The following is a 24,490-nucleotide window of genomic DNA, read 5'->3' as shown; positions in this document are numbered from 1 at the left end:
GTTATCATGGGTGGCTGTATGGACAGGGATGTTGAAGGATGTTGAAGCTGCGGCTGGCGCAACGCTGGGAGCGATTGGGCAATCGTGATGCCGACGTCGGCGTGATGCTGTTGTTCGCACTGCTCGCCGCGTTCCTCGCCTGGGGCGCCTATACGATGGCCTATCCCGAACACGGCTGCATGCGGATGGGCAAGGGCAACAGCGGCCCGCTCCAATGCGACCCAGGGGAGCTGATGAAAGAAGCGATGTGGCCGATGTTGCTCAGCGCCCTCAGCGCCTACGCCGTCCTCTATGGTCTGTGGGGCTGGATCAAGGACATGGCGAGGCCGCTGACGCTGGACGGCGATACGGCCAGCGCTCCGGATGCCGATCAGCAAGGGCCTTGAGCGGGCCGCTGCCCGTCGGCTCACTTGATCTTCAACTCCGGTAGCAGCGGATCGACGTCCACCAGCTCCAGCGACGTGACCATGTGCAGTGTTCCGTTCTTGTACGCGAGGAAGTGCGGGCTCTTTACATGTGCTTCGTAGGCCTGGCGATTGGCGTAGATCTCCAGGATGGTCAGTCGTGTCGGATCCTCCTTGTCAAACACCGCATACAGCGACAGAACACCAGGCTCAAGCGCCATTGAAGCGCGGACCTCTTCAGCCAGCGCCTCCCGATAGGCGGGGAGATGGGCAGCGTCCACGGTGATTTTCGACAGTCTCGTCATCTGCGCCTCCTCTGCCCGAGCGCTGAATGAAAGCGCGATCAGACAGATTGAAATGCACCACATTGCCTTGTTCATTGCTCTCTCCGACGCCTGCGCGTCATTCGATGAAAACCTCTCTCCGCGTCACTCGGTGCGCAGCGAGTCCAGTTGACGTTCAATGGCATCGCGCGCACGCGTTGCCGCGTGCGGGTCGAAACGCGCGTCAAGAACATCGGCCAGCTCACGCAGCTGCTCGACGCTCACGCCGATGTTCATGCTTATCCCGACGTGGGACTGCAGCTGGGATTCCACCCCGGACATCGCAGCCAGCATGCTGACGGTTGCCAGCTCGCGGATCTGCCAATCCAGGTTGTCACGTTCGAAGATGTCCCCGAACAGGTGGGTCCGTAGATAGGCGTTGGCCTGCGGCGCGAACTCGAACAAGGGTCCGGCGACCGGCGCACCTGCCAGCGTGGTTTGATTGGCCGTCCCTGCCGCCAGCAACGCATCACCCTTGGGTATCGGCTTCACCGGTTCGCGACCGGCCTCATCGTGGATACCGCGCTGCCTGCGCGCGTCCACCACCTTCATCATCTCGCCGAGTGCATTGAGGCTTCGGGGAAAGCCGGCATAGGCGTACACCTGTACGAGGATCTCGCGTGCCTCGGCCACGCTCAGCCCCGCGTCCAGGCCGTGATTCAATGCCTCGCCAAGGCGGGCCATGTCACCGGCTGCCGCGGCGGCGCTGATCGGAATGATGGCCTGCTGCCTGGCATCCAGCGTGGTGGCTGGCACGTCAGTGGGATTGATGTTCATCGATGTCTCCTTCGTATGCGTTTCGGAGTGGACCTTCGGGTTGGACGCCACCTTCGTGAGCGCCACGATGTGTTGATTCGGCTCGGCCAACCCTGCCGGCAGCGCACCGAATGCGAGGCAAACGCTCAGCAGCTGCCCAGTGATCGACGTCATCCGCCTCATCAGCTTCGGGCCTCCGCAGCCACCGCCGACGGGGCGGCGGACCCGGCGTCCGCGGCCGTGAGATAGGCCAGCAGCGCCGCAAACACCAATACGCCGGCACTGGCCAGGAATGTGCCGGCGAAGCCGACGCTGTCCAGCAGCAGGCCGCCGAGGGTGGAACCCAGCGCGATCGAGCACTGCACCACTGCGACCATCAGCCCCCCACCCGCTTCGGCGTCGTCGTTGCTGAAGGTGCGGGCCAGCCAGCTCCACCACCCCACCGGTGCCGCCGTGGCCAGCAGGCCCCAGGCTGAAAGCAGTGCGGCCGTCGGCCACACCTGCGGACCCAGCGGAACCAGTGCCGCGGCGATCACCGCCATCAAGGCAGGAACAGTCACCAGCGTGCGGTAGAGCCCGCGCCTGAGGAACGCCCCGATGGCGAGTGTCCCGACCAGGCCGCTTACACCGATGGCCAGCAGCACCAGCGGGACAGTGGCATCACCCGCGTTGGTGACCCGTTCCAGGAAAGGTCGCACATAGGTGAACAAGGCAAACTGGCCCATGAAGAAGGCGCCGCACGCGGTCATGCCCAGCGCCACCACCCGCCGCCGGAGCAGCACGAGCACGCCGCGCTGTGGCTGCCTGCGCTCCGCTGCCATGGACGGCAGGCAGGCCCACTGCCACGCCAGCGCGACAGCCGCCACCGGCAGCAGGCACAGGAATGCCCCGCGCCACCCGATCACGCCGCCCAGGTAACTGCCCAGCGGCGCGGCGATCACCGTTGCCAGCGCATTGCCGCCGTTGAAGATCGCCAAGGCACGCGGCACCTGTGCTGCGGGCACCAGCCGCATGGCGGTCGCCGCAGACAGTGACCAGAACCCGCCGATCACCACGCCGATGAGCGCACGGCCGATCATGTAGACCGGATAGTTGGGGGCCAGCGCCACGACCAGACCCGACACCGCCATCAACGCAGTCAGCGTAAGAAGCAACGTTCTGCGGTCGATGGTCCCGGCCAGCCGGGAGATCGACAGGCTGGTCAGCACCGCGAAGGCGCCCGAAATGGCAATCCCGTATCCGGCAAGGCCCCCGGTCACGCCAAGGTCCGCGGCCAAGGGCGTGAGCAGGCTCACCGGCATGAATTCGGATGCGATCAACGCGAAGACGCACAGCATCATGGCGAGTACGCCGCCCCAGTTGCCCCTGTCCACGGTGGTGTCGGGACGACTCATTTCCCGGCCAGGCTCTGCTGGAAGAACGCCGTCAGCTTGGCGAACGGAATCAGGTCGGTGCGGTCATACAGGTCCACGTGCCCGGCACCCTTCACCCAGTAGAGCTCCTTCGGTTGGCCGGCCCGCCGGTACGCGTCTTCGCTGAACTCACGGGAGTGCGCGGTGTCGCCGGAGATGAAGAGCATCGGCCGTGGCGAAAGGGTCTCGATGTCGTTGAACGGATGGAAGTTGATGAACTTGACCAGGCTGCTGAACAGCGGCTGCGTGGTCAGTTCAGGGCGTTCGCCGGCGGCCGCGTAAGCGCCGCGCGGCGTGCGGTAGAAGTCGAAGAACTCGCGCTGCACGTCCGGGGTATCGGGCTCGAGCGTGTTCACGGTCCCGGGCACATACACGCGCTGCCCGCCCTTGAACTCCACCAGACGCTGCTGCGCGGCCGCCTGGATCATTTCGTTCCGCTGATCCATCGATTGCGCATTGTTCAGCCCCTGGCGCACGGCGGCGCCCATGTCATACATGCTGACCGTCGCGATGGCCTTGATCCGCGGGTCGATCTTCGCCGCGCTGATCACGAAGCTGCCGCTGCCACAGATGCCCAGGCCGCCCACCCGTTCCGGGTCCACGAACGACTGCGTGCTCAGGAAGTCCACGGCCGCACTGATATCGTCCGAATAGATTTCCGGCGATACCAGGTGACGCGGCGTGCCCGCGCTTTCACCCCAGAAGGACAGGTCGATCGCGAGCGTCACGAAGCCCTGTTCGGCCAGCTTCTGTGCGTACAGCTGCGAGCTCTGTTCCTTCACCGCGCCCATCGGATGACCGACCACCACGGCCGGCGCGCGGCCGTCGCGTCCCAGACCCTCGGGCCGGTACAGCGTGCCCACTACCTCCATCTGGTACTGGTTCTTGAACCGGACGCGCTCGCCGGTCACCCGGTCGCTCCTGTAGAAATTGTCCGCCCCCGTGGTCCTGGTGGCCGCTGGCGCGTCAGAAGCCCACGCGGAATGTGGAACGAGGGGGCTGGCGAGCAGCGCCAGCAGCAGCGTGGTGGGTTTCATGCGGACCGCCTCTGGAGGAGTGAGGACGCCACGATAGGCCCGGGCCGTTACCGCGATAAGCCGGCTGAAAGTTGATGCATTACTGAGTTGAGCTCACAATTGGCCCATGAGCGCAGTGAAGACCAACGACCTGCAAGCCTTCCTGGTGGTGGCGCAGGAGCAGAGTTTCACCAAGGCGGCGGCTCGCCTGGGCGTCACCCCGTCTGCGTTGAGCCATTCGATGCGGCTGCTGGAAGAGCGCCTGGGCATCCGGCTGCTGGCCCGGACCACGCGCAATGTCGCCCCGACCGAGGCAGGCGAGCGCCTGATGCGCTCCATCGCCCCGCACTTCGAGGCCATCGGCGCCAGCGTCGAGGCACTCGGCGACCTGCGCGACCGCCCGGCCGGGACGCTGCGGATCTCCTGCACGGACGACTCCATGGAGACCATCATCCGTCCCCGCCTGGCCGGGTTCCTCGCCGAGTATCCGGACATCACGCTCGAGTTCTACGTCGACTACGGTTTCACCAATGTGGTGGAACAGCGCTTCGACGCGGGCATCCGGCTGGGCGAGGCGCTGAGCAAGGACATGATCGCGGTCCGGGTGGGTCCGGATTGGCGGCTGGTCGTGGTGGGGTCTCCTGAGTATTTCGAGACGCATCCCAAGCCGAGGAAACCCGCCGACATCACGCGCCACCGTTGCGTGAACATCCGGCACCGCCCGAACGGCGCCATCTATGCCTGGGAGTTCGAGGAGAAGGGCAAGGAATTCACCGTGCGTGGCGACGGGCCGCTGGTGTTCAACAGCATGGTCCACGTCATCAATGCCGCACTCGACGGGCTGGGCCTGGCGTATGCGCCCGAGCCGATGGTGGCCGATCACCTTGCCGAGGGGCGGCTGGTGGCCGTCCTGGACAAGTGGTGTGTGCCCTTCCCCGGCTATCACCTCTACTATCCGAACCGCCGGCAACCCTCGCCGGCATTCTCCGCGTTGGTCGCGTGGCTCAAACGGGATGCCTAGCGCTCACGCCCATGAGCCGTTGAACAGGAAGAATGCGCCCAGGATCCAGACAAGCAGCATCAGGTGCCCGCGCTGCAGGTCGTCCTGACGGATCCAGTACGCAAACCAGAGTCCGCCGAGGTGCATGGCGAGCAGCAGGAGGGTGAAGAAACTCAGCGCCAGGTTCAACCACGGACGGGCCTGATCAATGCCGCTCGCAAACAGAAGCAGACAGCATCCCATCGCCATCGCTGAAAGCGCCAGGAGCTTCAGGGCCAGCAGCGCAAGTGCTGCGATTCTGCTCAGGACACTGGACGTCACCGCACGCGTCGCAAGCGCGGTTTCTACCGGCGGTGCCTGCCGCAGGAGTGCCATGGACAGGGTGATGCCCACCGCTCCGGCCAGTTCGCGGAATGCTCTGATGTTGTCGATGACGGCGATGGCCAGCCAGACAGTCAAGCCCGTCGCGTAGACGGCTTGGAACAGCCAGATCGACGTCGGCAACGACATGGGGAATCCATCCTGAGGAAGCTGGGCTGAGCAGCCTATTACCTCAACCGCGATTCAGGTCAACAGCGACCTCTTCCCCTTCGCGCTAAACCCCAGCCCGACCTCATCGAGGTGAGGGCTGGGGCAGTCTGAGCGTGCGACGCCACGACCCGCCATGGCGGCCGGCCGGGGGGGCGTGTTCCTATCGGTGCAGTGCGTCGATGATCACGCCTGTTGCGATCTCCACCAGCAGGTACTCGGTATCCGACTGTCGCACCCAGCGCTGACCGCGACCAGGGTCCCGCAGACGATAGTGCGCGTAGTCGTCCACCCAGTAGCGGCGGTCGACCTCAGCCCAAGGCAGCCTCTCCCCGCGTCTCCATGCCTTTTTCTGCCATCCCGGCGGTGGGGCATCGCGGTTGTGGGGGCCGCCGGCGTGAGGGGGTGGGCCATTGCCCCGTGCGTGGTGCGGCGGGTCGGCCCAGGCGGGAGCTGTGGCCATCGCCACTGCGGCCATCAACGTAATGCCAAGCAAGCGTCGGGTTTTCATAGGACAGCCTCCACTTCGGCCGCAGCGCGGCGTCACAGCGGCGAATATAGGCCGCTGCGTGTGAATGGATCGACGCGCCCTGCCCTGACCCCACGGGTGCCCCGGTTCCACGTCGGCCAGGGCTTCACAGGCTCAGCCCGCCGCTTCCAGCTTTCCGCTTGGCATGACAAGCCGCGCGGCGCGCAGGTATCGCACGTACTTGCCAATGAAGATGCCGGTGAAACCGCCCGACAACAGCAGGTAGGCCGCGCGGAAACTGCCATCGGCGCTCAGTGAAGGAGACGCGGAGAGCGCAACCTCGAAACCGTACTTCACCGCGAACGTGACCAGCAGCAGCGGCAGCAGGCTGTAGTCCGGACTGCGCCACAGCTTCCCGGTTGAAGCGTTGATGGTGAGCGTTGCGCGTCGCAGCAGCATCCACCCAAGGGCCATGCCTGCGCCGATGCCCACCAGCCACTCGCCCCACGCGTCCCAGGAGCCGCCGAAACGGTGGCCGAGCGACCAGGCTCCCCAGGCGGTGAAGAGAGCCGGCACGATGGCCAGTTTCGTGAGCGAGGTTTCACCGGGTTTCATGGCAGCGATGCCGCGGCTGACCAGGAAAACCAGAAGCGCCCAGACCCACACAGGGGTGTTCGAGATGAGGTGCTGCAGCATGATCACGGGGAGTCCTTGATGTGGGTGGGTGCCGGCGATGCAACGCCGCGCGGGAATGGGTCCATTCTCGCTTTGCACCAACCCGTCACAAGTGACAGGTGTCAGGCATCCGGAATTACTTCACCCTTGCCAGCGCCGTTCTCCCGCGCCGCGATGCTCTCCACCAACGTATCGATCGCTGTTTCCAGGGCGCGCGCAGTCTGGTCGCCGCTCTGGTTGGTGATCACGAAGATGCCGAGGTCGTACTTCGGCAGGATGTAGATGTAGCACTGCGAGCGCGGCACGCCACCATGGTGCGCATAGTAAGTGCCCTTCAGGGGGTCGCCACGGACAATGTTCCAGAAGTAGCCGATGCTGGACTCGGCATCAAAGGTGACCAGGGTACGATGCGATTCCTTTGCCACGGGCCCGTCGGCCAGCTGGAACTTCAGGTACTTCACCATGTCGGCAAGCGTCGCCTTTGCGTTTCCGGATGCACCCCACGGCAACGGTGGCATCGGCGTGGTCGGTACTGGGTTGTCGCTGTGATAGCCGACCGCAAGACGGGGCGCCTCTTCATCGCTCAGCCTGATCCTGAGGCCGGTCATCCCCGCAGCGTCGACGAGGTATGCGCGCAACAGCGACTCGTAATCCTTCTTGTAGACCACTTCCAGGACATGTGCCGTCAGCTCCGTCCCGGCACTGGAATAGCCGTAATCCTTCCCCGGCACCCGGGGAATCTCGACCGTGTGCAGGTCCCGGAGGAAGTCGGCCTTGTCGTAGCGCGCATAGACGGCATTGAGCGCGTCGGGCGTACGATGATCCGTAAAGTCGGCGAGCACCGTGTTCGCGCGTTCCGGCAACATGTTCGGCAAGCCACTGGTGTGCGACAGCAGGTGCCGGATGCGGATGGGGTCGCCTTCGTACTGCAGGTTCGGATAGTCACCCTGCAGATACATCCGAACGTCGTCGTCCAGGCCCAGCTTGCGATCCAGCACGGCATTGGCCATCAGGGTGCCGGCCAGGGTCTTGCTCAACGAACCGATTTCGTAGAGGGTCGCATCGGTCGGCGCGCCCGGTTTCCCGGTTTCCATGTCGCCGCGATGCCGGATGACCTTCTTGCCCCGGTACACGACGCCGATCGAGGCTGAGTGGAGCAAGGGCTGCTCGACCAGCGCTGCGGCGACCTCATCGATCTCCGCCCCGAGATCCTTCGTTGGGCCCTTCCCGCCCGCGCAGCCCACGGCAAAAAGCGAGGCGGAGAGAACGAGGCAGCGAAACCACGCACTACTGGGAACACTCATGGACGTCGCGTGCATGCGTAGGCGCTTGAGAAGGATGTGGCAGAGCGCGATCTTAGAGGTGCTGGGGCCCTGCAACAAGGCGATGTCCATGGTGGGCGGCACCCTACTTGCGGCCACGGTAGGGCTCACACCCAATGCCATCGTTGTCGCGGTCAAGGTGAGGCCCGTATCCAGGGTCTCCGCGGCGCACGGGTGCCGCGCCGGCTGCGCGAGCTTCAGCACAGTTTGCAAATGCTCGAGCCCTTCCGGCGGGAACAGGACTGAGAGTGTTCCGGGGCGACTGGGAGTTGCGAAGCGGGGCTGGTGTGCCCCGATGGCAGTGATGGTCGCCCGTCGCGCGATTGGTGTGGCAGCCATTTTTATCCAGCCCGCCGCTATGCGCGCGGGTTTCGGCAGGCAGTATCAATGCAAGCAGCCCGACCGCAACCAATATGATGAACCCACTGGCTCGGGTATCCATGCCGCCCCCCCCGTCAGGCTGTCCTACCTGGCGGCAAGGCTATCACGCAGGTAGCTCGTCCTCTCGCGCTACCTGTGCATACCTGTGCAGGCTGTATGAACTGGGCGCGGTCTACGACGCCTCGGCTGCAGGTCCACCAGATAACAGCTCACCGCAACAGCCAACCGCCAGGCAATGCCGCGTGCAACGCCTGCTCGATGATGTCAGCCAGGTGCGCGGCCGGTGCGCTGCTCTGCTGCGGCGCGCGGTGCAGTGCCAAGCCCAGCGACGGCAGCGGCGGCAGCCCATGCGCACCGGGGGGTAGTGCGCGCAGCGTGCTCGGCAGTCCGATCGGCGTGCGCAGCGCGACGCCGAGCCCGGCGGCGGTGGCTGCCCACAACCCGCCCAGGCTGGGGCTGGTGAAGGCCAGCCGCCAGGCGATGCCGAGCCGGTCCAGCGCCTCGCAGGCCAGGGTGCGCATCAGGCACGGTGCCTCCAGTGCGATCAGCGGCAACGGCTCGCCGCTGTTGCGGTGCCAGTGTGGGCCGCCGTCGGCCGCACTCAGCCAGCACAGCGGTACCGCCGCGATCCGCGCCGCCGCGGCATGGCCCTCGTCCCACGCCAGTGCCAGGTCGAGCTGGCCGCTGGCCACCTTGTCCAGCAGCTCGGCATTGCGTGCGATGCGGCCCTCGATGCGCACCTGCGGATGGGCCTGTGCGAACTGCCCAAGCACCTGCGGCAGCACGCTTTGCCCGAAGTCCTCCTGGATGCCCAGCCGCACCCAGCCCTGCAGTGGCTCGCGGTGCAGCGCCGCGACCGCCTCATCGTTGAGCCCGAGCATGCGCCGCGCGTAGGACAGCAGCACGTCGCCCTCCCCGGTCAGGCCCAGCCCGCGGCCGGAGCGACGCAGCAGCGGCACCCCGGCCTGCTCTTCAAGTTTCTTCAACTGTGCGCTCACCGCCGAGGTGGAGCGGCCCAGCCGGTCGGCGGCGCGCGCGTACGAACCGGCATCCAGGCCGGTCACGAAACTGCGCAGCGCATCCATGTCGAGATTGGTCAGACGCATATAACTGTCCCATATTGCGGGATTGTCGATCCCGAATAATCCGATTTTCAGGACGCCTCAGGCAGGCGAGAGTACACCTCCCCGCCCCGCTTCGGAGCTCTCCGTGCCTTTTACCCGCATCTCGCTCCTGGCCGGCCGTTCGCCGGCCTACCTCGGGGCACTCAACAACGCCCTGGACCGCGCACTGGTCGAAAGCTTCCAGGTACCGCCACACGACCGTTTCGTGGCCGTGCATCAGCATGCCCCAGGCGAACTCGTGTTCGACCGCCATTACCGTGGCGGTCCGCGCTCGGATCAGTACGTGCTGTTCCATATCACCACCGGCAAGCCGCGCACCGCTGCTACCAAGGCGGCGTTCTTCCGGCGACTGGTCGATGAGCTGGAACAGGCGCCGGGCATTCCCGCCCAGGATGTGATGGTGGTGATCGCCGAATCGGGCTGGGAGGACTGGTCGTTCGGTGGCGGCATTTCGGCGGCCGATGACAGCGGGGCGGCACCATGATCGCCATGCAATACAGCGTCGTTCTGGACGACGCCCATGACATGGCGCAGATCGACCGTCGCATCGCCGACAAGGGGCCGCTGTTCGACGGTTACCCGCAACTGCGCATGAAGGCCTGGCTCAGTGCGTGCCGGCAGCCTGGGGTGCATGGCAGCGTCAATCTGTACGCGCCGTTCTATCTGTGGGCAACGCCGCAGGGTCAAACCGACTTTCTGGCCAGCCCGCCATTTGCCACGCTGTGCCGCGACCTGGGCCGGCCGGCGGTGCAGACCTGGTTGCCGTGGCATGCCGAACTGGCGCCGGGGCTGGCGCAGGCGCGCCACGCCAGCCGCACCCTCACTCCGATCAGCGCCGATGCCGATCTGGCGGCCCTGCGCGCCCAGGCCATTGCGGAGGCGGGCGAAGCAATCGCGCGCGGCGCGCTGGCGGTGGTAAATGGGTTCGATCCCGCTGGCTGGACTCAGCTGCGCCTCCAGCTATGGAAGCAGGCTCCTGTCCTGGAGGACGCGGCGGCGCAGGTGTATGCAGTCGGGCATGTGTCGTTGCCGACCGCGTGAATACGCCGGGCCTGCCGCATCCGACCAATCCTGCGAGGATGATCAGAGCATATCTGGAAAACGTCGCGCGGCCTCACGGCTATCACTCGATAACCACGCCCGGCTTCCAGCCACTGCCTGCCAGGATGGTGTGGGGGTCGCCCATCGTGATGATCTCCTTGAGCGCCTGACGCTTGTCTTTGGCATTGAAATAGTATGCTTTGACGATGCGATAGCCGACCCAGTAACCGATGTCCTGTGGATTGGATGCGGAGGAGTTGTACAACCAGTTTGACAGATCGATTGATCCCATCTCTGCCTGGAATTTTGACTCGATTTCCAGCTCCCGCCCCTTCACCAGGTCAGCCATGTAAGCGTAGGCGACATCACCGGTAAGCAGCTCCGTCAAGAATTCGGCTGAGCCTTCGACAAGCGATACATCAAGAACCGTGGGGTCTGGCTTGTCGGTCAGCGCGGGATTCTGCTGGACATGGACGAATTCATGGACCATGACGCGCACGAAGCGATCTTCGACATCCGGGTTGATGAAGGTGGTCGCGCACAGCGCCTCCAGTCCGATATTGATGCCGTCATTCGGGCCCGCGACAGCAACGGGGCGCCCGCGCCCTACCGAAACCGTCACCGCCGGAAACCGGGCGCCAGCGTACATTTCTGAGAAGAGACTCAACGCGCGGCCCACGCGGATCCTGGCGGCAGGGAGCACCGTGGCGCACTTGCGTGCGTCGACATAGATTTCCGGTCTATCGGCGATGGCTTTGGCGATGCGCTCCCCGGTGATATTGCGGATGCGGGCGAAGTGCTTCAAGCCTTCGGACCCCATCGCCAGATAGTCGCGCTGCAGCTGATCCGCTGTCGGCTTGCCATCGGAAGCCTCGTAGATCGCATAGAAGCGGTCGACGTCGCTGGTCACCACAAGCGGCTCAGCGCCGGCTGGAGAAACCAGCATCGCTTGCGCGGCCCCAAGTCCAACAACGACGAGGGCGGTCGCTGCCTTCCGTGGTACAACCCGGCGCGCAGAGTCAGCGAGTGCGGTCATGCGCAGGTGGTGCAGAGTCGACATGGAGATACCTCTCGGAGGGTGGATTCATGGGTGACGTCCCCGGCCCTGCACGTCTCGCTCAGCTTCTGCGCATCAGGACCATCTTCTCCTGCGACATGTCCCGCATCGTGTACGGAATGCCGCCCGTGCCGTAGCCCGACTCGCGGCGGCCGGCGAAGGGCATCCAGTCGGTGCGGAACGCCGTGGGGTCGTTGATCATCACGGCCGAGGCATCCAGCCGGTTGGCGGCGCGCAGGGCGATGTCGATATCCTGGGCGAACACACTGGCCTGGAATGCAGTGGGCAGGGAGTTGGCTCGCGCGATCGCCTCGTCAAGGTCGGTGTAGCGATAGACCCCCACCACCGGGCCGAAGATCTCCTGCGTGGTCACCCGCGCGTCGCTGGCCGGATCGAGCAGTACGGTGGGCTGCAGCGTGGTCTCCGAGAGGCGCTTGCCGCCCGTGGCGAGCTGCGCGCCGCCGCGCACGGCGTCCTCGATCCATTCGGTGACGCGGTCCGCCTCGCGTGGCTGGATCAGCGGGCCCACCTCGGTGTCCTTCAGCGTGGGATCGCCGGTGCGCAGGCGTTCGACCCGGGCGATGAGGGCCTGGGTGAAGTCATCGGCAACAGCGTCGTGGACGAAGATGCGCTGCGTGGAGACGCACACCTGGCCCGCATGGTAGTAGCCGCCCTTGACGATCGGCTCGATGACCTTGGCCAGATCGGCACTGCGGTCGACGATGGCCGGCGCAACGCCGCCGTGCTCCAGCGCCGAACGGGCGCCGTGTGCCAGCTTGGCATGCAGCGACCACCCTACCCGCGCCGAGCCGATGAAGCTCAGGAAGGCAACGCGGCGGTCCGTGGCCAAGGCCTCGGCCAGGTCGTTACCTTCCGGGAGGAAGCTCTGGCACCACGGTTCGGGCAGTCCGGCCTCATGCACCATCGCCACGAATTCCAGGCAGGACAGCGGCGTTGCCGAGGCCGGCTTGATGATGACCGGGCAACCGACCGCGATGGCCGGTGCCACCTGGTGGACGATGAGGTTCAGCGGGTGGTTGAACGCCGAGATCGCCGCCACGACGCCGATCGGCTCGCGGGTGGTGAACGCCCAGCGTCCCTCCGACGCCGCCGACAGCCCCATCGGTATTTCGCGGCCGGCAAAGTTGCGCAGCTCATCGGCGGCGTTGTGGACGCCATCGATGGCGCGCGTGGTCTCGATGATGGCATCCGGCAGCGGCTTGCCACCCTCGCGGGCAATCTGCAGGGCGAGGTGGTCGCGTTTGGCGTCCATCAAGGCGGCGAGCCTGCGCAGGATCGCGATGCGCGCGTGCGGCGCAAGCCAGCCGTCGCGGTCCTTGAACACCCGCTCGGCGGCGCTGAGCTTGTGCTCCAGCGCGGTGGCAGTGTCGAAGCCGACCTCTGCGATCGGGGCGCGGTCGAAGGCCTGTACGACGGTCAACATGCGGGACTCCTTGAAGGGATGGCAGCGGAGGCGATCATGCGCAGCCCACGTTCGGGGTGCGGTTGCGCAGTTCATCCACCAGCACGCGGGTGTTCTCGGAATAGTCGATGGGCACGTCCAGCACGTGGACGCCGCCGCCCGCGAAGGCGGCTTCGATCATCGGCACCAACTGGTCGACGGCCGTCAACCGGCTGCCCTTCGCGCCGTAGGCCTCCGCATACTTTACGAAATCAGGATTGCCAAAGCGCATCCCGAAATCCTCGAAGCCATCCACCGCCTGCTTCCAGCGGATCATGCCGTAGGCGCTGTCGTTGAGGATCACCACGACCAGGTTGAGCCCGAGCCGGACGGCGGTTTCCATCTCCTGCGAGTTCATCATGAAGCCGCCATCGCCGCACACGGCCATGACGCGCCGCTGCGGGTACAGCATCGCGGCCATCATGGCGGACGGCAGGCCGGCCCCCATCGTGGCCAGCGCATTGTCGACCAGCAGCGTGTTGGCGACATGCGTGCGGTAGTTGCGTGCGAACCAGATTTTGTACATGCCGTTGTCGAGGCAGACGATGCCATCGTCCGGCATGGACTGGCGGACGTCATGCACCAACCGCTGCGGGGTGACCGGGAAACGGTCCTCCTCCGCGCGGTCGTTGAGCCGGGCCAGGATGTTCTGGCGCAGCTCGATCATGCCGTCGTCAGCCGTCAGGCGCCCTTCCAGGCGCCCGGCCAGGGCATCCACCGAGGGGCCGATGTCGCCCAGCACCTCGATGTCGGGGTGATAGACCTGCTCGACCGTGGCCGACTGGAAGCTGATATGGATGACCTTGGGGCCGCCGCCGCTCTTCATCAGGAAGGGGGGCTTTTCAACGGTGTCATGGCCGATGGCGATGATCAGGTCCGCGCGGGCGACGGCCTCATGTACATAGTCGCCCTCGGACAGTGCGGCCGTGCCCATGTAGAGGTTGGAGCCGCCGGTCACCGCACCCTTGCCCATCTGCGTGTTGAAGAACGGCAGCCGGGTGCGTGCCACGAACGCGGACAGCGCCTCGGTGAGCCACGGCCGGCTTGCGGCCGCGCCGATCATCACCAGCGGCCGCTTGGCCGCGAGGATGGCAGCTTCCGCCCTATCCAGCGCGGCAGCAGGCGCGATCGGACGTTCCAGGGGATGCACGGGAATGACGGGCACATCTTCCACTTCCTCACCGGCGACATCCTCCGGGAGCTCCAGGTGTACCGGGCCGGGGCGTTCTTCCATCGCCACGCGGAACGCATCCCGCACCGTGGCGGGAATCGCGGCCGGGCTGACGATCTGGCGCGTCATTTTCGTGAGTGGCTTCATCGACGCCACGATGTCCACGATCTGGAAGCGCGCCTGCTTGGCGCTCATCACGGCCTTCTGCCCGGTGATGAGAATCATCGGCCACGCACCAAGGTGGGCATAGGCCGCGCCGGTCGAGAAGTTCAGTGCGCCCGGGCCGAGCGTGGCCAGGCACACGCCGGGCCGGCCGGTGAGCCGGCCGTGGGTAGCGGCCATGAAGGCGGCCGCTTGCTCGTGGCGGGTGAGGACGAGCTGGATGCGCGAGTTCCGCAGCGACTCCAGAAAGTCCAGGTTCTCCTCGCCCGGCACACCAAAGATGCGGTCTACGCCTTCGTTTTCCAGCGCTTTGACCAGTAGATCCGAGCCCTTCTGCATAGCGTTGATCCCTGCGGTGAGGATGGGCTCACTATACGCCGGGTTGTTTTCCCGCCCGGTGACAGTCGTTATCCCGTGTGAAATCATGCAACGTTGTCCATCCGGCAACAGCGCGTGTTCAAACGTCTCTTCAAGAGAAGCAACAAGGAGGTTGCGGCCGAACCAGGTCTCGACGTCCGCGGTCAACGTCCTTCAGCGGGTGAAATCCGGGTCGAAGGCCTGAGCGAAACCCTGTTCCTGTCGCCGTTGCCGGTTCACACCGGCCAGGTCCAGGCATCCCGTCGAAACTTCTCGGACGTGAATGATGTGTTCCTGGAGATGGGCGGAAGCAACTGGGGAACGGTCGAGGGAAGCAAATGGCTGGCCGGGGCCATCTCGTTGCTGGTGCTGATGGTGGTCGGCGTGCCGGCCCTGATGGTTCTGTACGGCGTGCTTGCCTATCCGCAGAACTGGCCGGATCCCTGGGGCGAGTTGAAATCGTTCATCCAGGTCTTTGCGCTGGGGTCGCTTGGCGGCCTGCTTCCCTTGGGAGCATTCGCCTACGGCCTGCTCGGTGACACATTCAAGCGTGACAAGCCCTACCCCGTGCGCTTCAACCGCCAGCGCCGCGAAGTCTGCTACATCGACCGCAAGACCCGCCGCGTCCTGATCGTGCCATGGGAAAGCGTTGTCGCCTGGGTATCCAGTTCCCAGGGCGTGACCGCTTACGGCGCGACCCGCCAATACACCTTCGGCATGGGGCTGGAGGATGAAGCGCTGGACAGGGTGCAGTTCATCCTGTTGTCCCAGCCGAGTGATTCGCACTCCCTGGGCATGTGGACGGCGATCCGCAACTACATGGAAGACCATCAGCAGTTCAATGCGCCTAACCCGTGGTTCAAGGCACTGGGCCTCACGCCGAGCGCGGATCGGCTGAAGACCTACGAGGGCATGCACACGTTCGAGATCGAGCGTGAGGATGCTCGCGCGATGGGTTCGCTGGACGATGGCGGCGACGATCTGACCCCGGAGCAACGGGAGAAGTACGGATACAGCACGCGCTCCTACTGGCCGCTTCGTCGCTGGTACCTCTGGCGCGTACTGACATTCTGGAAGGCGCCTTATCTGCTGGCCGAATGGGTCCATCGCCGGGACCGGCCTGTGCTGCCGGAAGCAGTGGTGGCCTGGTCCCAGGCACTGCCGGGAGCGCAATGGGCCAAGCCCAGCGCTGCGCTTGTGAAAGCCAATGAGATCGTGAAAACGGCGATGGATAAACAGGGCGCGACCTTCGTGGATGCCTGCAAGGCAGCCGGACTGTAGTGTGGTGCGGCCAGGAAATGCCGGCATGCGCGATCCGCTCGGTTGACAGGGTGCTTCCGGGTGGCCGAGTCTTCGATCCAGCCGCCATCGCGCCATCACTCGGCCTCCAGCCACGCAAGCAGGGACAGACCCGATGAATTTCCACACGGACGCGATGACGAACGACCCCTCTGAAGCCAAGCAGTCGCGACGACATTTTCTGGGTGCCTGCGCGCTCGGTGCCGCCGGGGCCCTGCTGCTGCCGGCGCAGGCGGGCGCCGCTGCCCCGACGGCTTCCGCACGCACGCAGTGGCCGGGCTATCGGCGCGCCACCGTGATCGATGCGCTCAGTGGCGGGCCACTCGATATACGGGAGGAAACCGACTATGCGCCGCTGAGTGCACGTTCTCTGGCCGACGCGCGCGCCTCCGGGCTGACCGCGTGCACCATTACCGTCAGTGGCGTCGGCAGCTACCTCAACGACTATGCGTTGACGATGCGCAACATCGCGTACTGGAACGGGCAACGGGCGCTGCATGAGGACGCCCTGAGCCTCGTGCGTATCGGTGCGGACCTCGTGGATGCCAAACGCAGCGGGCGCCTTGGCGTGATCTACGGCTTCCAGGATTCGACGCCGTTCGGCGAAGATGTTGAACGCTTCGAGACCTTCCATGGACTGGGCGTACGCGTCTACCAGCTGACCTACAATCGCCGCAATCTGGTCGGTGATGGCTGCCTCGAGCCGGCCAATGCCGGGCTGAGCCGATTCGGTCGCGAGCTGGTCGAGAAGATCGATGCCGGCCGCGGGCTGATCGATCTCTCGCATGCGGGCCAGCGCACCACGCTGGATGCGATCGCAGCGTCCCGGCATCCGGTCACGATCAGTCATACCGGCTGTGCCGCGCTCGCCGACAACCCGCGCAACAAGAGCGATGAGGAACTGCGCCAGCTTGCCGCGCGGGGCGGTGTCGCGGGCATCTACCTGATGCCGTTCCTGCGCGAGCAGGGGCAGCCGACGGCAGACGATCTGATCCGCCACATCGAACACGCCATCAACGTCTGTGGCGAGGACCACGTCTGCCTGGGCACCGATGGCATGATCTCCTCGATCGATCTGACCCCGGCGTACCGCGAGCGGCTGCGCAGCGTCGTCGAGGAGCGCATCAAGCGCGGCATCTCCGCGCCCGGTGAAAGCGGCGATGTCGTCACCTTCCTGCCCGACCTCAACCAACCTGATCGCTTCGACCGCCTGGCGCTCCTGCTGTCCCGGCGCGGGCACAGTGACGCGCGCATCGAGAAGATCCTGGGCAACAACTACGCCCGGCTGTTCACCGACGTATGTGGATGATGGCGCTCATCGTCACCAGATTCGGCGATGCACTCATCAGCAGGCTGCCTAGCCCGAGCAATGCGGTGGCCAGCAGCAGGATCTGCCGGTCCCGCCAGTGGGCGACCAGGGCGGTGATGAAGGGTGCACCGATGGCCGCGCCCAGTGCATAGGCCGCGATGGCCGTGCCGACGAGGGAGATCCGCGCATCGAGATCATCGGCAATGGCGGTCAACAGCCCCGCGACAACGAATTCAGACAGACCGAACGCGAAGGCGCACAGCGAAAACACATAGATGGCAGCAGGCATTGCGGATCCTCGACGGCGGAGCTGCCGAAGACTAGTGCCTGCTGGGATGTGGGTGAAGGACCGTCTGCATACCGCGGCAAGATGCGGCGCGTCTCACCGCTTCAACGCGATGGCAACACCTGCAGCACGGCGTCGATCAGCCGGTCGCGGATCGCAGAGGCGCGGTTCTCGTTCCATGCCATGAACAGGTCCAACCGTGCCATGGCTTCGGGCGCATCGACCTGGAGCGGACGGAACACAACATCCGGACGTCCGTCTGTCGCCAGCGAGGCGGGCAGCAGTGCGATGCCGAACCCGGCGGCCACCAGGGCGATCAAGGTCTGCATCTGTCGGCCGTGCTGCACGATGTCGGGCACGAACCCGGCACCCTGGCACAGGCTGAGGAGCCGGTCGTGAAAGCCCTTGCCCAGTGTCCTCGGCGACGCAACGAACGCCTCGTCCCTGAGAGAGGCCAGGTCGACGGCCGGGCTGGCTTCAAGGCGATGACCAACGGGCAGCGCAATGCAGATGGGCTCGTTCAGCACCGCGGCCAGGCGCAGGTGCGGTGTCGTCGTTCCCGGTGCCCGCATGAAGGCGATGTCCGCCCTGCCCTGCTCCAGCGCGTTGATCTGCTCCTGGGTAGTGGCCTCCCGCATCGTGAAGGTGATGCCGGGGTTGGCCTGTCGAAACGTGCGAAGCACGCGCAGCAGAGGGACATACGGGGCGATGTTGATGAAGGTCAGGGTGAGGTGACCTTCGATGCCCTGTGCGACCCGGCGCGTCTGCGCGATGCCCTCTTCCAGGGACTGCACGGTGCGCCGGGCGGTTTCAAGGAAGGCCACGCCGGCGGGGGTCAACGCCACGCTGCGATGGGTCCGTTCGAACAACGGCGCGCCGACGAGGCCCTCGAGCTTCCGGATGGCCTGACTCAGTGGCGGCTGCGCCATGTGCAGCCGCTCGGCCGCGCGATTGAAATGCAGCTCCTCGGCCACGGCGATGAACTGTTGAAGCAGACGGGTCTCGATCACTTCGACGTCTCTGCTTCCATCAGCTCCCGGCGCTGGGCCTCGATCCAGGCGTCCCCGGTGGCACGTGCCTGGGCATCCAGTTCCTTGTTCTGCCGCTCGATCGCCTGATACTCCGCCCATACCTCGGGCGTGATCGTGTCGAGTCGATGGTCCGAACGCAGCGCGATCGAGGGAGAGGCGCCCGTGGAGACCGTGAAGTTGTCGAACAGCCATTGCCGTCGCTGCTCGGGCGAGGCATGCAGGAGGTCGGGTTCCGCATAGGTCTGCATCGGCAGGGTCTGCTCGGCGAGCGGGGTATCCGAAGAAATCCGTGCCAGCCTGACGACCAGGCGCTCATGATCCCGGTCCTTCCGGTACAGGGCGACGGTGTCGCCGTCGATCCACAGCGCGTACCAGTACCCCGCGATGGGATGGACCTGGAAGGGTCGTTCACGGACCAGGGTCAGATCGCCGGGGTCTCTGTAAAGTGCCCGCCAGCCCGGAGCGGCCGGGCGGATGCTGCAGTCGGCCGTCCCTTTCATGATCGTGTCCAGTGTCGGCGTGCCATTGCGTGCGGCAAGCCGCGTCGTCCAGCAGCGTGACCCGTCACGGTTATGCGAGGCGATCAACACCGCGTCTTCGTCCAGCACCACGGCATCGGTATGCACGAACTGATCGCCCGCCGCGTCAGGATCCTGCAGGAGCGCCGAGAATCCTTGATCGGACAGCCTGTTGCCGTCCACGTACAGCACGTACGTCGTGTACTGCTGATACCGGCTGACGTTGATGTCCAGCCGGCTTTCGGTCACGGCCACGACCTTCAACGTGTCCGAGGACAGCACGGTTTCCCGGTGGGTCCGGGCACATCCCGTCAACAGCGGCGCCGCACACACCAGCAGTGCGGCAGAACGCAGGAGGGAATCCAGTCTGAAGCTCATCGCGCTGCGGCCTGCGGGTGTGGGGCGGACCCGTGCAAGCATATCTGCTCCGGTGCCGCACCGCCCCGGCCGCTCGATCAGAAGCTGTAATCGAGCGACACACCCACCGTGCGCAGCTGCATCATCACCGCATTCCAGCGCCGGTACTCCTGCGCGCCCGCCGCAGGAATCGTCCTGCCTGCCGCCACGTAGATGTCCTTCGAAGGTGCCCGCGTGAAGACCCGCACTTCACGCGACGCACACTACCCTCTTGCCGTCACACCCCACGGAGCTGCCCCCTCGTGAGCCGGCACTGGCCGCCAACGCGCGCTTTAAAAGGACTTACCAGTCTCCCCCTGCTGCTCTGCAGTGCTCTTGCCGTCGCCCAGGTCGCACCGGGCGACGCCGCCATTCCCGCCCTGGACTGGCAGCAATCCCAGCAGCGGCTGGAACAGGTGGCCGATGCCCTCGCCGCGGCGGACGCCTCGGTGCGCAACAAACAGGACCTGCAGGACGCCACCCGCCTGCTGCGCCTGCCGGAGATCACCGGGGAAGTGCGTCGCCTGCAGTTCCAGAAGACCCTGACCCTGCCCCTCGGCTCGCTGGCCCCCGTCGCCGAGGCCTTCGGCATCGACTCGCCCCTGCAGTTCACCGAGCGCGATTGGCGGACCCGTCCGGTGGTGACCGCGGTCCTGCCGCTGTACACCGGTGGCCTGATCCCTGCCGCCCAACAGGCCGCAGCAGGTGCCACCGACCAGGCCAGCGCCGAGCGCGAATCGCAACGGCAATCCTTGAGCGTGCAATTGGCCCAGGCCTATTTCGGCCAGCGCCTGGCGGAACAGGCAGTGGACGTGCGCCGTGACGTGCGCGACGGCCTGCAGCGTCACCTCGACGATGCCCTGAAACTGGAGCGCGAAGGCTTCGCCACCCGTGCCCAGCGCCTGCAGGCCAACGTGGCCCGCGACAAGGCCGAGCGCGAGTACCAGAAGTCGCTGAATGATCTTCAGACGCTGAAGGCGGCGCTGGCCACCCTGCTCCGCAGTGGCGGCGAAGTCCGGCCACTGTCGCCCCTGTTTGTGCACCGGGCGCCGATCGGTGCGCTGCCCACGTTCGAACGCGACGCGCAGGCCCGGCAACCCCAGATCGCGCGGCTGCGTGCCCTGGTGGCCCAGGCCGAGCAAGGCGTGCGGGTGCAGCAGGCCAAGCTCAAGCCCACCGTCTTCCTGTTCGGCCAGTACGATTTCCGTCGTCGCGATGAAATGCTGACCGATCCGGACTGGGCGTTCGGCATCGGCCTCAAGTACACCTTCCTGTCGCCCAGTTCGCGTCCCGCGCAGATCAGCGCCGCCCGCGCGCAGCAGGAGCAGGCCGAAGCCGGCCTGCGCGAGGCCGAGAACCAGGTGACGCTCGGCGTCCGCAAGGCCTGGTACGAACTGGACACCGCACGCCAGCAGTACCTGCTGCTGGACAGCAGCATCGAACAGAACCGTGAGAACCTGCGCCTGCAGGAGCTGGCGTTCCGCGAAGGCCAGGCGACCTCGCTGGACGTGATCGATGCACGCTTGGGACTGGGCGGCGCGCAGGTGGAACGCGCGCAGGCGGCCTATCAGTATGACGTGGCACTGGCACAGCTGCTGGAGATCAGTGGACAGATGGATCGATATGAAGAATTCCGCCGCCGCGGCGACGAGGTGATCGCGCATGAATGACACATTGCAGGCACCGGCCGACGCGCCGCCGCCGAAGAAGCGCAAGCTCGGCATCCTCATCGTGCTCGTGCTGGCGATCGTGGTGGTGGTCGGCCTGTGGCTGGCCTGGCGTACCCCGGCCGAACAGTTGCAGGGCATGGCCGACGCCGACACTGTCAACGTCGCCGCCAAGATCACCGCGCGGCTTGCCGAACTGAAGGTGCGCGAGGGCGACCGGGTCAAGGCCGGCCAGGTCCTGTTCGTGCTGGACAGCCCGGAAGTGGCCGCCAAGGAAGAGCAGGCGCATGGCGCGCTGGACGCGGCGCGCGCCGTGGCCGACAAGGCCGACGAAGGCGCCCGCAGCGAGGATATCCGCGCCGCGCAGGCCAACTGGAAACGCGCCGAGGCCGGTGCCACCCTCGGCGACGCCACCTATCAGCGGGTGCAGAACCTGTTCAACGAAGGGGTGATGACACGGCAGAAACGTGACGAAGCCCTGGCCCAGGCGCGCAGTTCGCGCGAGCTGTCCAATGCGGCGCGTGCGCAGTACGACCAGGCGCTGGCGGGTGCCCGCGACCAGGACAAGCGCGCCGCGCAGGGCCAGGTGCGCCAGGCACAAGGCGCGGTGGCCGAAGTCAACGTCGCCCGCGACGAGGTCAACGGCCGCGCACCGGTGGCGGGCGAGATCAACAAACGCATGTCCGACATCGGCGAGCTGGTGCCGGCCGGCTACCCGGTGTTCACCCTGGTCGACATCGATCACATGTGGGTCTCGGTGAACCTGCGTGAGTCGCAGATGCGCGGCCTGAAGGTGGGCAGCCGGCTGCGCGGCAACGTCCCCGCACTGGATCGCGACGCTGAGTTCGAGGTGTATTTCATCAATCCGGCCGGCGACTACGCCACCTGGCGCGCCACCCGCCAATCCTCCGGCTATGACGTGCGCAGCTTCGAGATCCGGCTGCGCCCGGTCGCGCGTATCGAAGGCTTCCGGCCGGGGATGAGCGTGTTGTTCGCGTGGCCGCAGGGATGAACCGTCCGGTGTGGGCGGGGCTGACCGCCTCGCTGCAGCGCGAACTGCACCACCTGCGTCGGGACCGCGCCGACCTGCTGCTGGTCACCCTGCTGCCGGCGCTGATGCTGGGTGTGATGGCCTGGCTGTTCGCCGCCTCGGTGATGCGTGATATTCCGATCGCGGTGGTCGACCTCGACCGCAGTGCCGAGAGCCGCCAGCTGACGCGGATGCTCGATGCCAGCCCCGGCGTGCGCGTGGCCAGCCAGCCGTCCAGCCTGGCCGATGCGCAATCACAGATACGCCGACTGGAGGTATTCGCGGTGGTCCTGGTCCCGCGCGATGCGACACGTGATGCGCTGCGCGGCCGCCAGGGCACGGTGTTCGCGTACTACAACGCCACCTACCTCACCACCGGCCAGTCGGCCGTGCGCGATATCGTTGAAGCGGTCAGCGCCTGGAATGCGCGGTTGCTGGGCGAGCGCATCGCCAAACAGGTCGGGCCGGCCACGCTGCGCGCGCCGCCGATCGCGGTGCAGTCGGACATCCTGCACAACCCGGCACGCAGCTATGAGCTGTTCCTGCTGCCGTTGCTGTTCCCTGCGGTCCTCTCGCTGGGGCTCGCGCTTGCCGTGGCGGCCAGCCTCGGCCGCGAGGTCCGTGACGGTCACCTGCGCGACTGGCTGGGCGCCGCACCGTGGGCGGCCATCGCCGGCAAGATCGCGCCGTATGTCGCGCTGTTCTCGCTCTACGGTGCGCTGGGCGTGCTCTACCTGGCCCTGCTCCGCGGCGACGGCATCGCCGGCAGCGCGCTGCTGCTGATGCTGGCCCAGCCGCTGTTCTATCTCGCCTGTGCGGCGGTGGCGCTGCTGTTTGTCGGGCTCACCCGCGACATGGGCACCTCCCTCTCCGCGATCGGCCTGAGCATCGGCACGGCCTTGGCATTCTCGGGCGCCACCTTCCCGGTGGTGGACGCGCCGTTGTTCACCCGGATCTGGAACGTGCTGCTGCCGCTCACCGCTTACGTCAAGCTGCAGACCCAGCAACAATTCGTCGGCGCGCCCTGGAGCGTTTCGCTGTGGCCGTTGGGCACCCTGCTGCTGATGGTGCTCGTGGCCGGCGGCATCGGTGGCTGGCGCTTGATCGCCGCCGCCCGCAGCCCCGATCCGCTACCGCCGGCTGCGCGGAACGAGGCCGGCGCATGAACCGATTCGCCGCCAGCCTGCGCTTGACCCTGCGCACGGTACTCACCGACCGCTATGCGGTGGTGCTGATGGTGGGCGCGGTGGTGCTGTACTCGTTCTTCTACCCCGCCGCCTACCGCCATCAGGTGGCCAGCAACCTGCCGATCGTGGTGGTCGACCATGACCAGAGCGCCACCAGCCGGGAACTGCTGCGCCGGGTCGATGCCCTGCGCACGGTCCGCATCGTCGACCAGCCGGCCAGCGTCGACCAGGCGCGCGAAGCGATGGAGGCCGGCCGGGCCGAGGGCATCCTGCTGATCCCAGCCAACCTCGAACGCGACATCCTGCGCGGCGGCCATGGCTATCTGGTGCTGATGGGCAACGGGGCATACCTGGGCCGCGCCAGCTGGGTACTGGGCGGCGTGGCCGATGCCCTGACCGCCTTCGCCCGCGAGGCGGCGGTGTCGCAGGCGGCGTTCATGGGCGCACCCCAGGCGCCGCCGATCACCCTGGTGCAGCGCCCGCTGTTCAACACCCAGGAGGGCTACGGCAGTGCCATCGTGCCCGGCGTGGCTGAACTGATCGTGCACCAGACCCTGCTCATGGGCATCGGCGTGCTGCTTGGCGCCCGTCGACTGGCGCTGGGCCGCCGCCTGCGCTTCGACCTGCCGACGCTGGCCGGCATGGCGGTGGGCTTCGGCACGATCGGCCTGCTCGGGCTGCTCTACTACGCGGGATTCACCGCCTGGGTGCAGGACTATCCGCGCGGCGGCAATCCCATCGGCCAGTTGCTGGGGGGCACGGTGTTCATCGCCGCCACCGTGGCGTTCGGACTGTTCGTCGGCAGCTTCTTCGCCACCCGCGAGCGTGCGTTCCAGGTGGTCATCGCCTGCTCGATCCCGCTGTTCTTCCTGGCCAACCTGTCCTGGCCGGCGGTCACCTCGCCGCCTGCGCTGGTCGCGCTGGCCCACCTGCTGCCCACCACGCCCGGCATCAACCTGATGGTGCGCCTGAACCAGATGGATGCGAGCCTGGGCGAAGTCAGCCACGAACTAGGGACGCTGGTGGTGCTGCTGATCCTGTATGGCGGCCTGGCGGTGTGGCGCCTCGGCGCACGCAGATCAAACTGACGGGGTGCGCGCCCGGTTC

26 protein-coding genes are annotated in these 24,490 nt (G+C 66.2%); 10 read left to right on the top strand and 16 right to left on the bottom strand.

All coding sequences use genetic code 11. The features are described 5' to 3' along the window. Positions 1 to 38: 38 nt before the first annotated feature. Positions 39 to 386: a hypothetical protein gene (locus HDC96_RS04255; protein WP_179458884.1), complete on the top strand. Its 348-nt coding sequence runs from the start codon at positions 39 to 41 to the stop codon at positions 384 to 386. Positions 387 to 406: 20 nt separating this feature from the next. Here the strand turns inward: HDC96_RS04255 and HDC96_RS04250 are convergent, their stop codons facing one another. The 4 genes from HDC96_RS04250 to HDC96_RS04235 all read right to left on the bottom strand — a co-directional run bounded on the left by HDC96_RS04250 (position 407) and on the right by HDC96_RS04235 (position 3,932). Next, on the bottom strand, positions 407 to 784 hold the full coding sequence (locus HDC96_RS04250) for an antibiotic biosynthesis monooxygenase family protein (protein ID WP_257018586.1): 378 nt from the start codon (positions 782 to 784) through the stop codon (positions 407 to 409). A gap of 48 nt (positions 785 to 832) precedes the next feature. After that, the gene (locus HDC96_RS04245; RefSeq protein WP_179458883.1) at positions 833 to 1,504 is read right to left on the bottom strand and encodes a carboxymuconolactone decarboxylase family protein; all 672 of its coding nucleotides are present in this window, start codon (positions 1,502 to 1,504) and stop codon (positions 833 to 835) included. Between the two features lie 161 nt (positions 1,505 to 1,665). After that, entirely contained in the window at positions 1,666 to 2,877 is a 1,212-nt protein-coding gene (locus HDC96_RS04240; RefSeq protein ID WP_179458882.1) for an MFS transporter, read from the bottom strand. Further along, positions 2,874 to 3,932: an alpha/beta hydrolase gene (locus tag HDC96_RS04235; protein WP_179458881.1), complete on the bottom strand. Its 1,059-nt coding sequence runs from the start codon at positions 3,930 to 3,932 to the stop codon at positions 2,874 to 2,876. The genes HDC96_RS04240 and HDC96_RS04235 overlap by 4 nt, the downstream gene beginning before the upstream one ends. Before the next feature lie 106 nt (positions 3,933 to 4,038). Here HDC96_RS04235 and HDC96_RS04230 point away from each other — a divergent pair, with 106 nt between their 5' ends. After that, on the top strand, positions 4,039 to 4,932 hold the full coding sequence (locus tag HDC96_RS04230) for a LysR family transcriptional regulator (RefSeq protein WP_179458880.1): 894 nt from the start codon (positions 4,039 to 4,041) through the stop codon (positions 4,930 to 4,932). A 3-nt stretch (positions 4,933 to 4,935) separates the two neighbouring features. Here the strand turns inward: HDC96_RS04230 and HDC96_RS04225 are convergent, their stop codons facing one another. From HDC96_RS04225 to HDC96_RS04200, 6 genes are all read right to left on the bottom strand, one after another. Next, entirely contained in the window at positions 4,936 to 5,421 is a 486-nt protein-coding gene (locus HDC96_RS04225; protein ID WP_179458879.1) for a DUF2165 family protein, read from the bottom strand. A 181-nt stretch (positions 5,422 to 5,602) separates the two neighbouring features. Then, positions 5,603 to 5,950, bottom strand: coding sequence for an RcnB family protein (locus tag HDC96_RS04220; protein ID WP_179458878.1), 348 nt, complete (start codon positions 5,948 to 5,950; stop codon positions 5,603 to 5,605). Positions 5,951 to 6,082: 132 nt separating this feature from the next. Then, positions 6,083 to 6,610 carry a DUF6622 family protein gene (locus tag HDC96_RS04215; protein ID WP_179458877.1) on the bottom strand — a complete coding sequence of 176 codons (528 nt, stop codon included), beginning with the start codon at positions 6,608 to 6,610 and terminating at the stop codon, positions 6,083 to 6,085. A 95-nt stretch (positions 6,611 to 6,705) separates the two neighbouring features. Further along, positions 6,706 to 7,977, bottom strand: a complete 1,272-nt coding sequence (locus HDC96_RS04210; RefSeq protein ID WP_257018585.1) for a serine hydrolase domain-containing protein — start codon at positions 7,975 to 7,977, stop codon at positions 6,706 to 6,708. Positions 7,978 to 7,990: 13 nt separating this feature from the next. Then, complete coding sequence (locus tag HDC96_RS18435) at positions 7,991 to 8,347, bottom strand: excalibur calcium-binding domain-containing protein (RefSeq protein ID WP_179458876.1); 357 nt, start codon at positions 8,345 to 8,347, stop codon at positions 7,991 to 7,993. Between the two features lie 148 nt (positions 8,348 to 8,495). Next, positions 8,496 to 9,392, bottom strand: a complete 897-nt coding sequence (locus HDC96_RS04200; RefSeq protein WP_179458875.1) for a LysR substrate-binding domain-containing protein — start codon at positions 9,390 to 9,392, stop codon at positions 8,496 to 8,498. A gap of 103 nt (positions 9,393 to 9,495) precedes the next feature. Here HDC96_RS04200 and HDC96_RS04195 point away from each other — a divergent pair, with 103 nt between their 5' ends. Both HDC96_RS04195 and HDC96_RS04190 read left to right on the top strand, forming a co-directional pair. Then, positions 9,496 to 9,894 carry a tautomerase family protein gene (locus tag HDC96_RS04195; RefSeq protein ID WP_179458874.1) on the top strand — a complete coding sequence of 133 codons (399 nt, stop codon included), beginning with the start codon at positions 9,496 to 9,498 and terminating at the stop codon, positions 9,892 to 9,894. After that, entirely contained in the window at positions 9,891 to 10,451 is a 561-nt protein-coding gene (locus HDC96_RS04190; RefSeq protein WP_179458873.1) for a DUF4865 family protein, read from the top strand. Before HDC96_RS04195 ends, HDC96_RS04190 begins: the two co-directional genes overlap by 4 nt. Positions 10,452 to 10,533: 82 nt before the next feature. Here the strand turns inward: HDC96_RS04190 and HDC96_RS04185 are convergent, their stop codons facing one another. The 3 genes from HDC96_RS04185 to HDC96_RS04175 are packed head-to-tail and all read right to left on the bottom strand — an operon-like array spanning position 10,534 to position 14,642. Further along, positions 10,534 to 11,511, bottom strand: a complete 978-nt coding sequence (locus HDC96_RS04185) for a DUF2268 domain-containing protein (RefSeq protein WP_257018584.1) — start codon at positions 11,509 to 11,511, stop codon at positions 10,534 to 10,536. A gap of 58 nt (positions 11,512 to 11,569) precedes the next feature. After that, positions 11,570 to 12,952, bottom strand: a complete 1,383-nt coding sequence (locus tag HDC96_RS04180; protein ID WP_179458872.1) for an aldehyde dehydrogenase family protein — start codon at positions 12,950 to 12,952, stop codon at positions 11,570 to 11,572. Between the two features lie 34 nt (positions 12,953 to 12,986). After that, a complete protein-coding gene (locus tag HDC96_RS04175; protein ID WP_179459610.1) occupies positions 12,987 to 14,642 on the bottom strand; it encodes an acetolactate synthase large subunit in 1,656 nt (551 codons plus the stop codon). 114 nt (positions 14,643 to 14,756) lie between these two features. Between HDC96_RS04175 and HDC96_RS04170 the strand changes: the two genes are divergently transcribed. After that, positions 14,757 to 15,941, top strand: coding sequence for a DUF6708 domain-containing protein (locus HDC96_RS04170; RefSeq protein WP_218842020.1), 1,185 nt, complete (start codon positions 14,757 to 14,759; stop codon positions 15,939 to 15,941). 133 nt (positions 15,942 to 16,074) lie between these two features. Continuing rightward, entirely contained in the window at positions 16,075 to 17,268 is a 1,194-nt protein-coding gene (locus HDC96_RS04165; RefSeq protein ID WP_179458871.1) for a membrane dipeptidase, read from the top strand. Here the strand turns inward: HDC96_RS04165 and HDC96_RS04160 are convergent. From HDC96_RS04160 to HDC96_RS18320, 3 genes are all read right to left on the bottom strand, one after another. After that, positions 17,249 to 17,557, bottom strand: coding sequence for an MFS transporter (locus tag HDC96_RS04160; RefSeq protein WP_179458870.1), 309 nt, complete (start codon positions 17,555 to 17,557; stop codon positions 17,249 to 17,251). The two genes, HDC96_RS04165 and HDC96_RS04160, sit on opposite strands and share 20 nt — an antisense overlap. A gap of 101 nt (positions 17,558 to 17,658) precedes the next feature. Next, positions 17,659 to 18,564, bottom strand: a complete 906-nt coding sequence (locus tag HDC96_RS04155; RefSeq protein ID WP_179458869.1) for a LysR substrate-binding domain-containing protein — start codon at positions 18,562 to 18,564, stop codon at positions 17,659 to 17,661. Continuing rightward, positions 18,561 to 19,481 carry a hypothetical protein gene (locus HDC96_RS18320; RefSeq protein WP_179458868.1) on the bottom strand — a complete coding sequence of 307 codons (921 nt, stop codon included), beginning with the start codon at positions 19,479 to 19,481 and terminating at the stop codon, positions 18,561 to 18,563. Before HDC96_RS18320 ends, HDC96_RS04155 begins: the two co-directional genes overlap by 4 nt. A gap of 335 nt (positions 19,482 to 19,816) precedes the next feature. Between HDC96_RS18320 and HDC96_RS04145 the strand changes: the two genes are divergently transcribed. Genes HDC96_RS04145 through HDC96_RS04130 form a run of 4 tightly spaced genes read left to right on the top strand, consistent with a single transcriptional unit; the run spans position 19,817 to position 24,471 of the window. Next, positions 19,817 to 21,169, top strand: coding sequence for a TolC family protein (locus tag HDC96_RS04145; RefSeq protein ID WP_218842080.1), 1,353 nt, complete (start codon positions 19,817 to 19,819; stop codon positions 21,167 to 21,169). Further along, positions 21,162 to 22,178, top strand: a complete 1,017-nt coding sequence (locus tag HDC96_RS04140; RefSeq protein ID WP_179458866.1) for an efflux RND transporter periplasmic adaptor subunit — start codon at positions 21,162 to 21,164, stop codon at positions 22,176 to 22,178. The genes HDC96_RS04145 and HDC96_RS04140 overlap by 8 nt, the downstream gene beginning before the upstream one ends. Further along, positions 22,175 to 23,362 carry an ABC transporter permease gene (locus HDC96_RS04135; protein ID WP_179458865.1) on the top strand — a complete coding sequence of 396 codons (1,188 nt, stop codon included), beginning with the start codon at positions 22,175 to 22,177 and terminating at the stop codon, positions 23,360 to 23,362. Before HDC96_RS04140 ends, HDC96_RS04135 begins: the two co-directional genes overlap by 4 nt. Further along, entirely contained in the window at positions 23,359 to 24,471 is a 1,113-nt protein-coding gene (locus HDC96_RS04130) for an ABC transporter permease (protein ID WP_179458864.1), read from the top strand. The genes HDC96_RS04135 and HDC96_RS04130 overlap by 4 nt, the downstream gene beginning before the upstream one ends. The last annotated feature ends 19 nt before the right edge of the window (positions 24,472 to 24,490 follow it).

The organism is Stenotrophomonas sp. JAI102 (assembly GCF_013409105.1).
In the GTDB taxonomy this organism is placed as follows: Bacteria; Pseudomonadota; Gammaproteobacteria; order Xanthomonadales; family Xanthomonadaceae; genus Stenotrophomonas; species Stenotrophomonas maltophilia_AA.
Note: the sequence above shows the minus strand (reverse complement) of the source record. Positions and strands in the feature narration are given on the sequence as shown.

What these genes read in the sequence shown, in the direction of transcription:
- HDC96_RS04255 (WP_179458884.1), top strand. Translation starts at nt 39, where the DNA reads ATGTTGAAGCTGCGGCTGGCGCAACGCTGGGAGCGATTGGGCAATCGT.
- HDC96_RS04250 (WP_257018586.1), bottom strand. Translation starts at nt 784, where the DNA reads ATGAACAAGGCAATGTGGTGCATTTCAATCTGTCTGATCGCGCTTTCA.
- HDC96_RS04245 (WP_179458883.1), bottom strand. Translation starts at nt 1,504, where the DNA reads ATGAACATCAATCCCACTGACGTGCCAGCCACCACGCTGGATGCCAGG.
- HDC96_RS04240 (WP_179458882.1), bottom strand. Translation starts at nt 2,877, where the DNA reads ATGAGTCGTCCCGACACCACCGTGGACAGGGGCAACTGGGGCGGCGTA.
- HDC96_RS04235 (WP_179458881.1), bottom strand. Translation starts at nt 3,932, where the DNA reads ATGAAACCCACCACGCTGCTGCTGGCGCTGCTCGCCAGCCCCCTCGTT.
- HDC96_RS04230 (WP_179458880.1), top strand. Translation starts at nt 4,039, where the DNA reads ATGAGCGCAGTGAAGACCAACGACCTGCAAGCCTTCCTGGTGGTGGCG.
- HDC96_RS04225 (WP_179458879.1), bottom strand. Translation starts at nt 5,421, where the DNA reads ATGTCGTTGCCGACGTCGATCTGGCTGTTCCAAGCCGTCTACGCGACG.
- HDC96_RS04220 (WP_179458878.1), bottom strand. Translation starts at nt 5,950, where the DNA reads ATGAAAACCCGACGCTTGCTTGGCATTACGTTGATGGCCGCAGTGGCG.
- HDC96_RS04210 (WP_257018585.1), bottom strand. Translation starts at nt 7,977, where the DNA reads ATGGACATCGCCTTGTTGCAGGGCCCCAGCACCTCTAAGATCGCGCTC.
- HDC96_RS18435 (WP_179458876.1), bottom strand. Translation starts at nt 8,347, where the DNA reads ATGGATACCCGAGCCAGTGGGTTCATCATATTGGTTGCGGTCGGGCTG.
- HDC96_RS04200 (WP_179458875.1), bottom strand. Translation starts at nt 9,392, where the DNA reads ATGCGTCTGACCAATCTCGACATGGATGCGCTGCGCAGTTTCGTGACC.
- HDC96_RS04190 (WP_179458873.1), top strand. Translation starts at nt 9,891, where the DNA reads ATGATCGCCATGCAATACAGCGTCGTTCTGGACGACGCCCATGACATG.
- HDC96_RS04185 (WP_257018584.1), bottom strand. Translation starts at nt 11,511, where the DNA reads ATGTCGACTCTGCACCACCTGCGCATGACCGCACTCGCTGACTCTGCG.
- HDC96_RS04180 (WP_179458872.1), bottom strand. Translation starts at nt 12,952, where the DNA reads ATGTTGACCGTCGTACAGGCCTTCGACCGCGCCCCGATCGCAGAGGTC.
- HDC96_RS04175 (WP_179459610.1), bottom strand. Translation starts at nt 14,642, where the DNA reads ATGCAGAAGGGCTCGGATCTACTGGTCAAAGCGCTGGAAAACGAAGGC.
- HDC96_RS04165 (WP_179458871.1), top strand. Translation starts at nt 16,075, where the DNA reads ATGAATTTCCACACGGACGCGATGACGAACGACCCCTCTGAAGCCAAG.
- HDC96_RS04160 (WP_179458870.1), bottom strand. Translation starts at nt 17,557, where the DNA reads ATGCCTGCTGCCATCTATGTGTTTTCGCTGTGCGCCTTCGCGTTCGGT.
- HDC96_RS18320 (WP_179458868.1), bottom strand. Translation starts at nt 19,481, where the DNA reads ATGAGCTTCAGACTGGATTCCCTCCTGCGTTCTGCCGCACTGCTGGTG.
- HDC96_RS04140 (WP_179458866.1), top strand. Translation starts at nt 21,162, where the DNA reads ATGAATGACACATTGCAGGCACCGGCCGACGCGCCGCCGCCGAAGAAG.
- HDC96_RS04135 (WP_179458865.1), top strand. Translation starts at nt 22,175, where the DNA reads ATGAACCGTCCGGTGTGGGCGGGGCTGACCGCCTCGCTGCAGCGCGAA.
- HDC96_RS04130 (WP_179458864.1), top strand. Translation starts at nt 23,359, where the DNA reads ATGAACCGATTCGCCGCCAGCCTGCGCTTGACCCTGCGCACGGTACTC.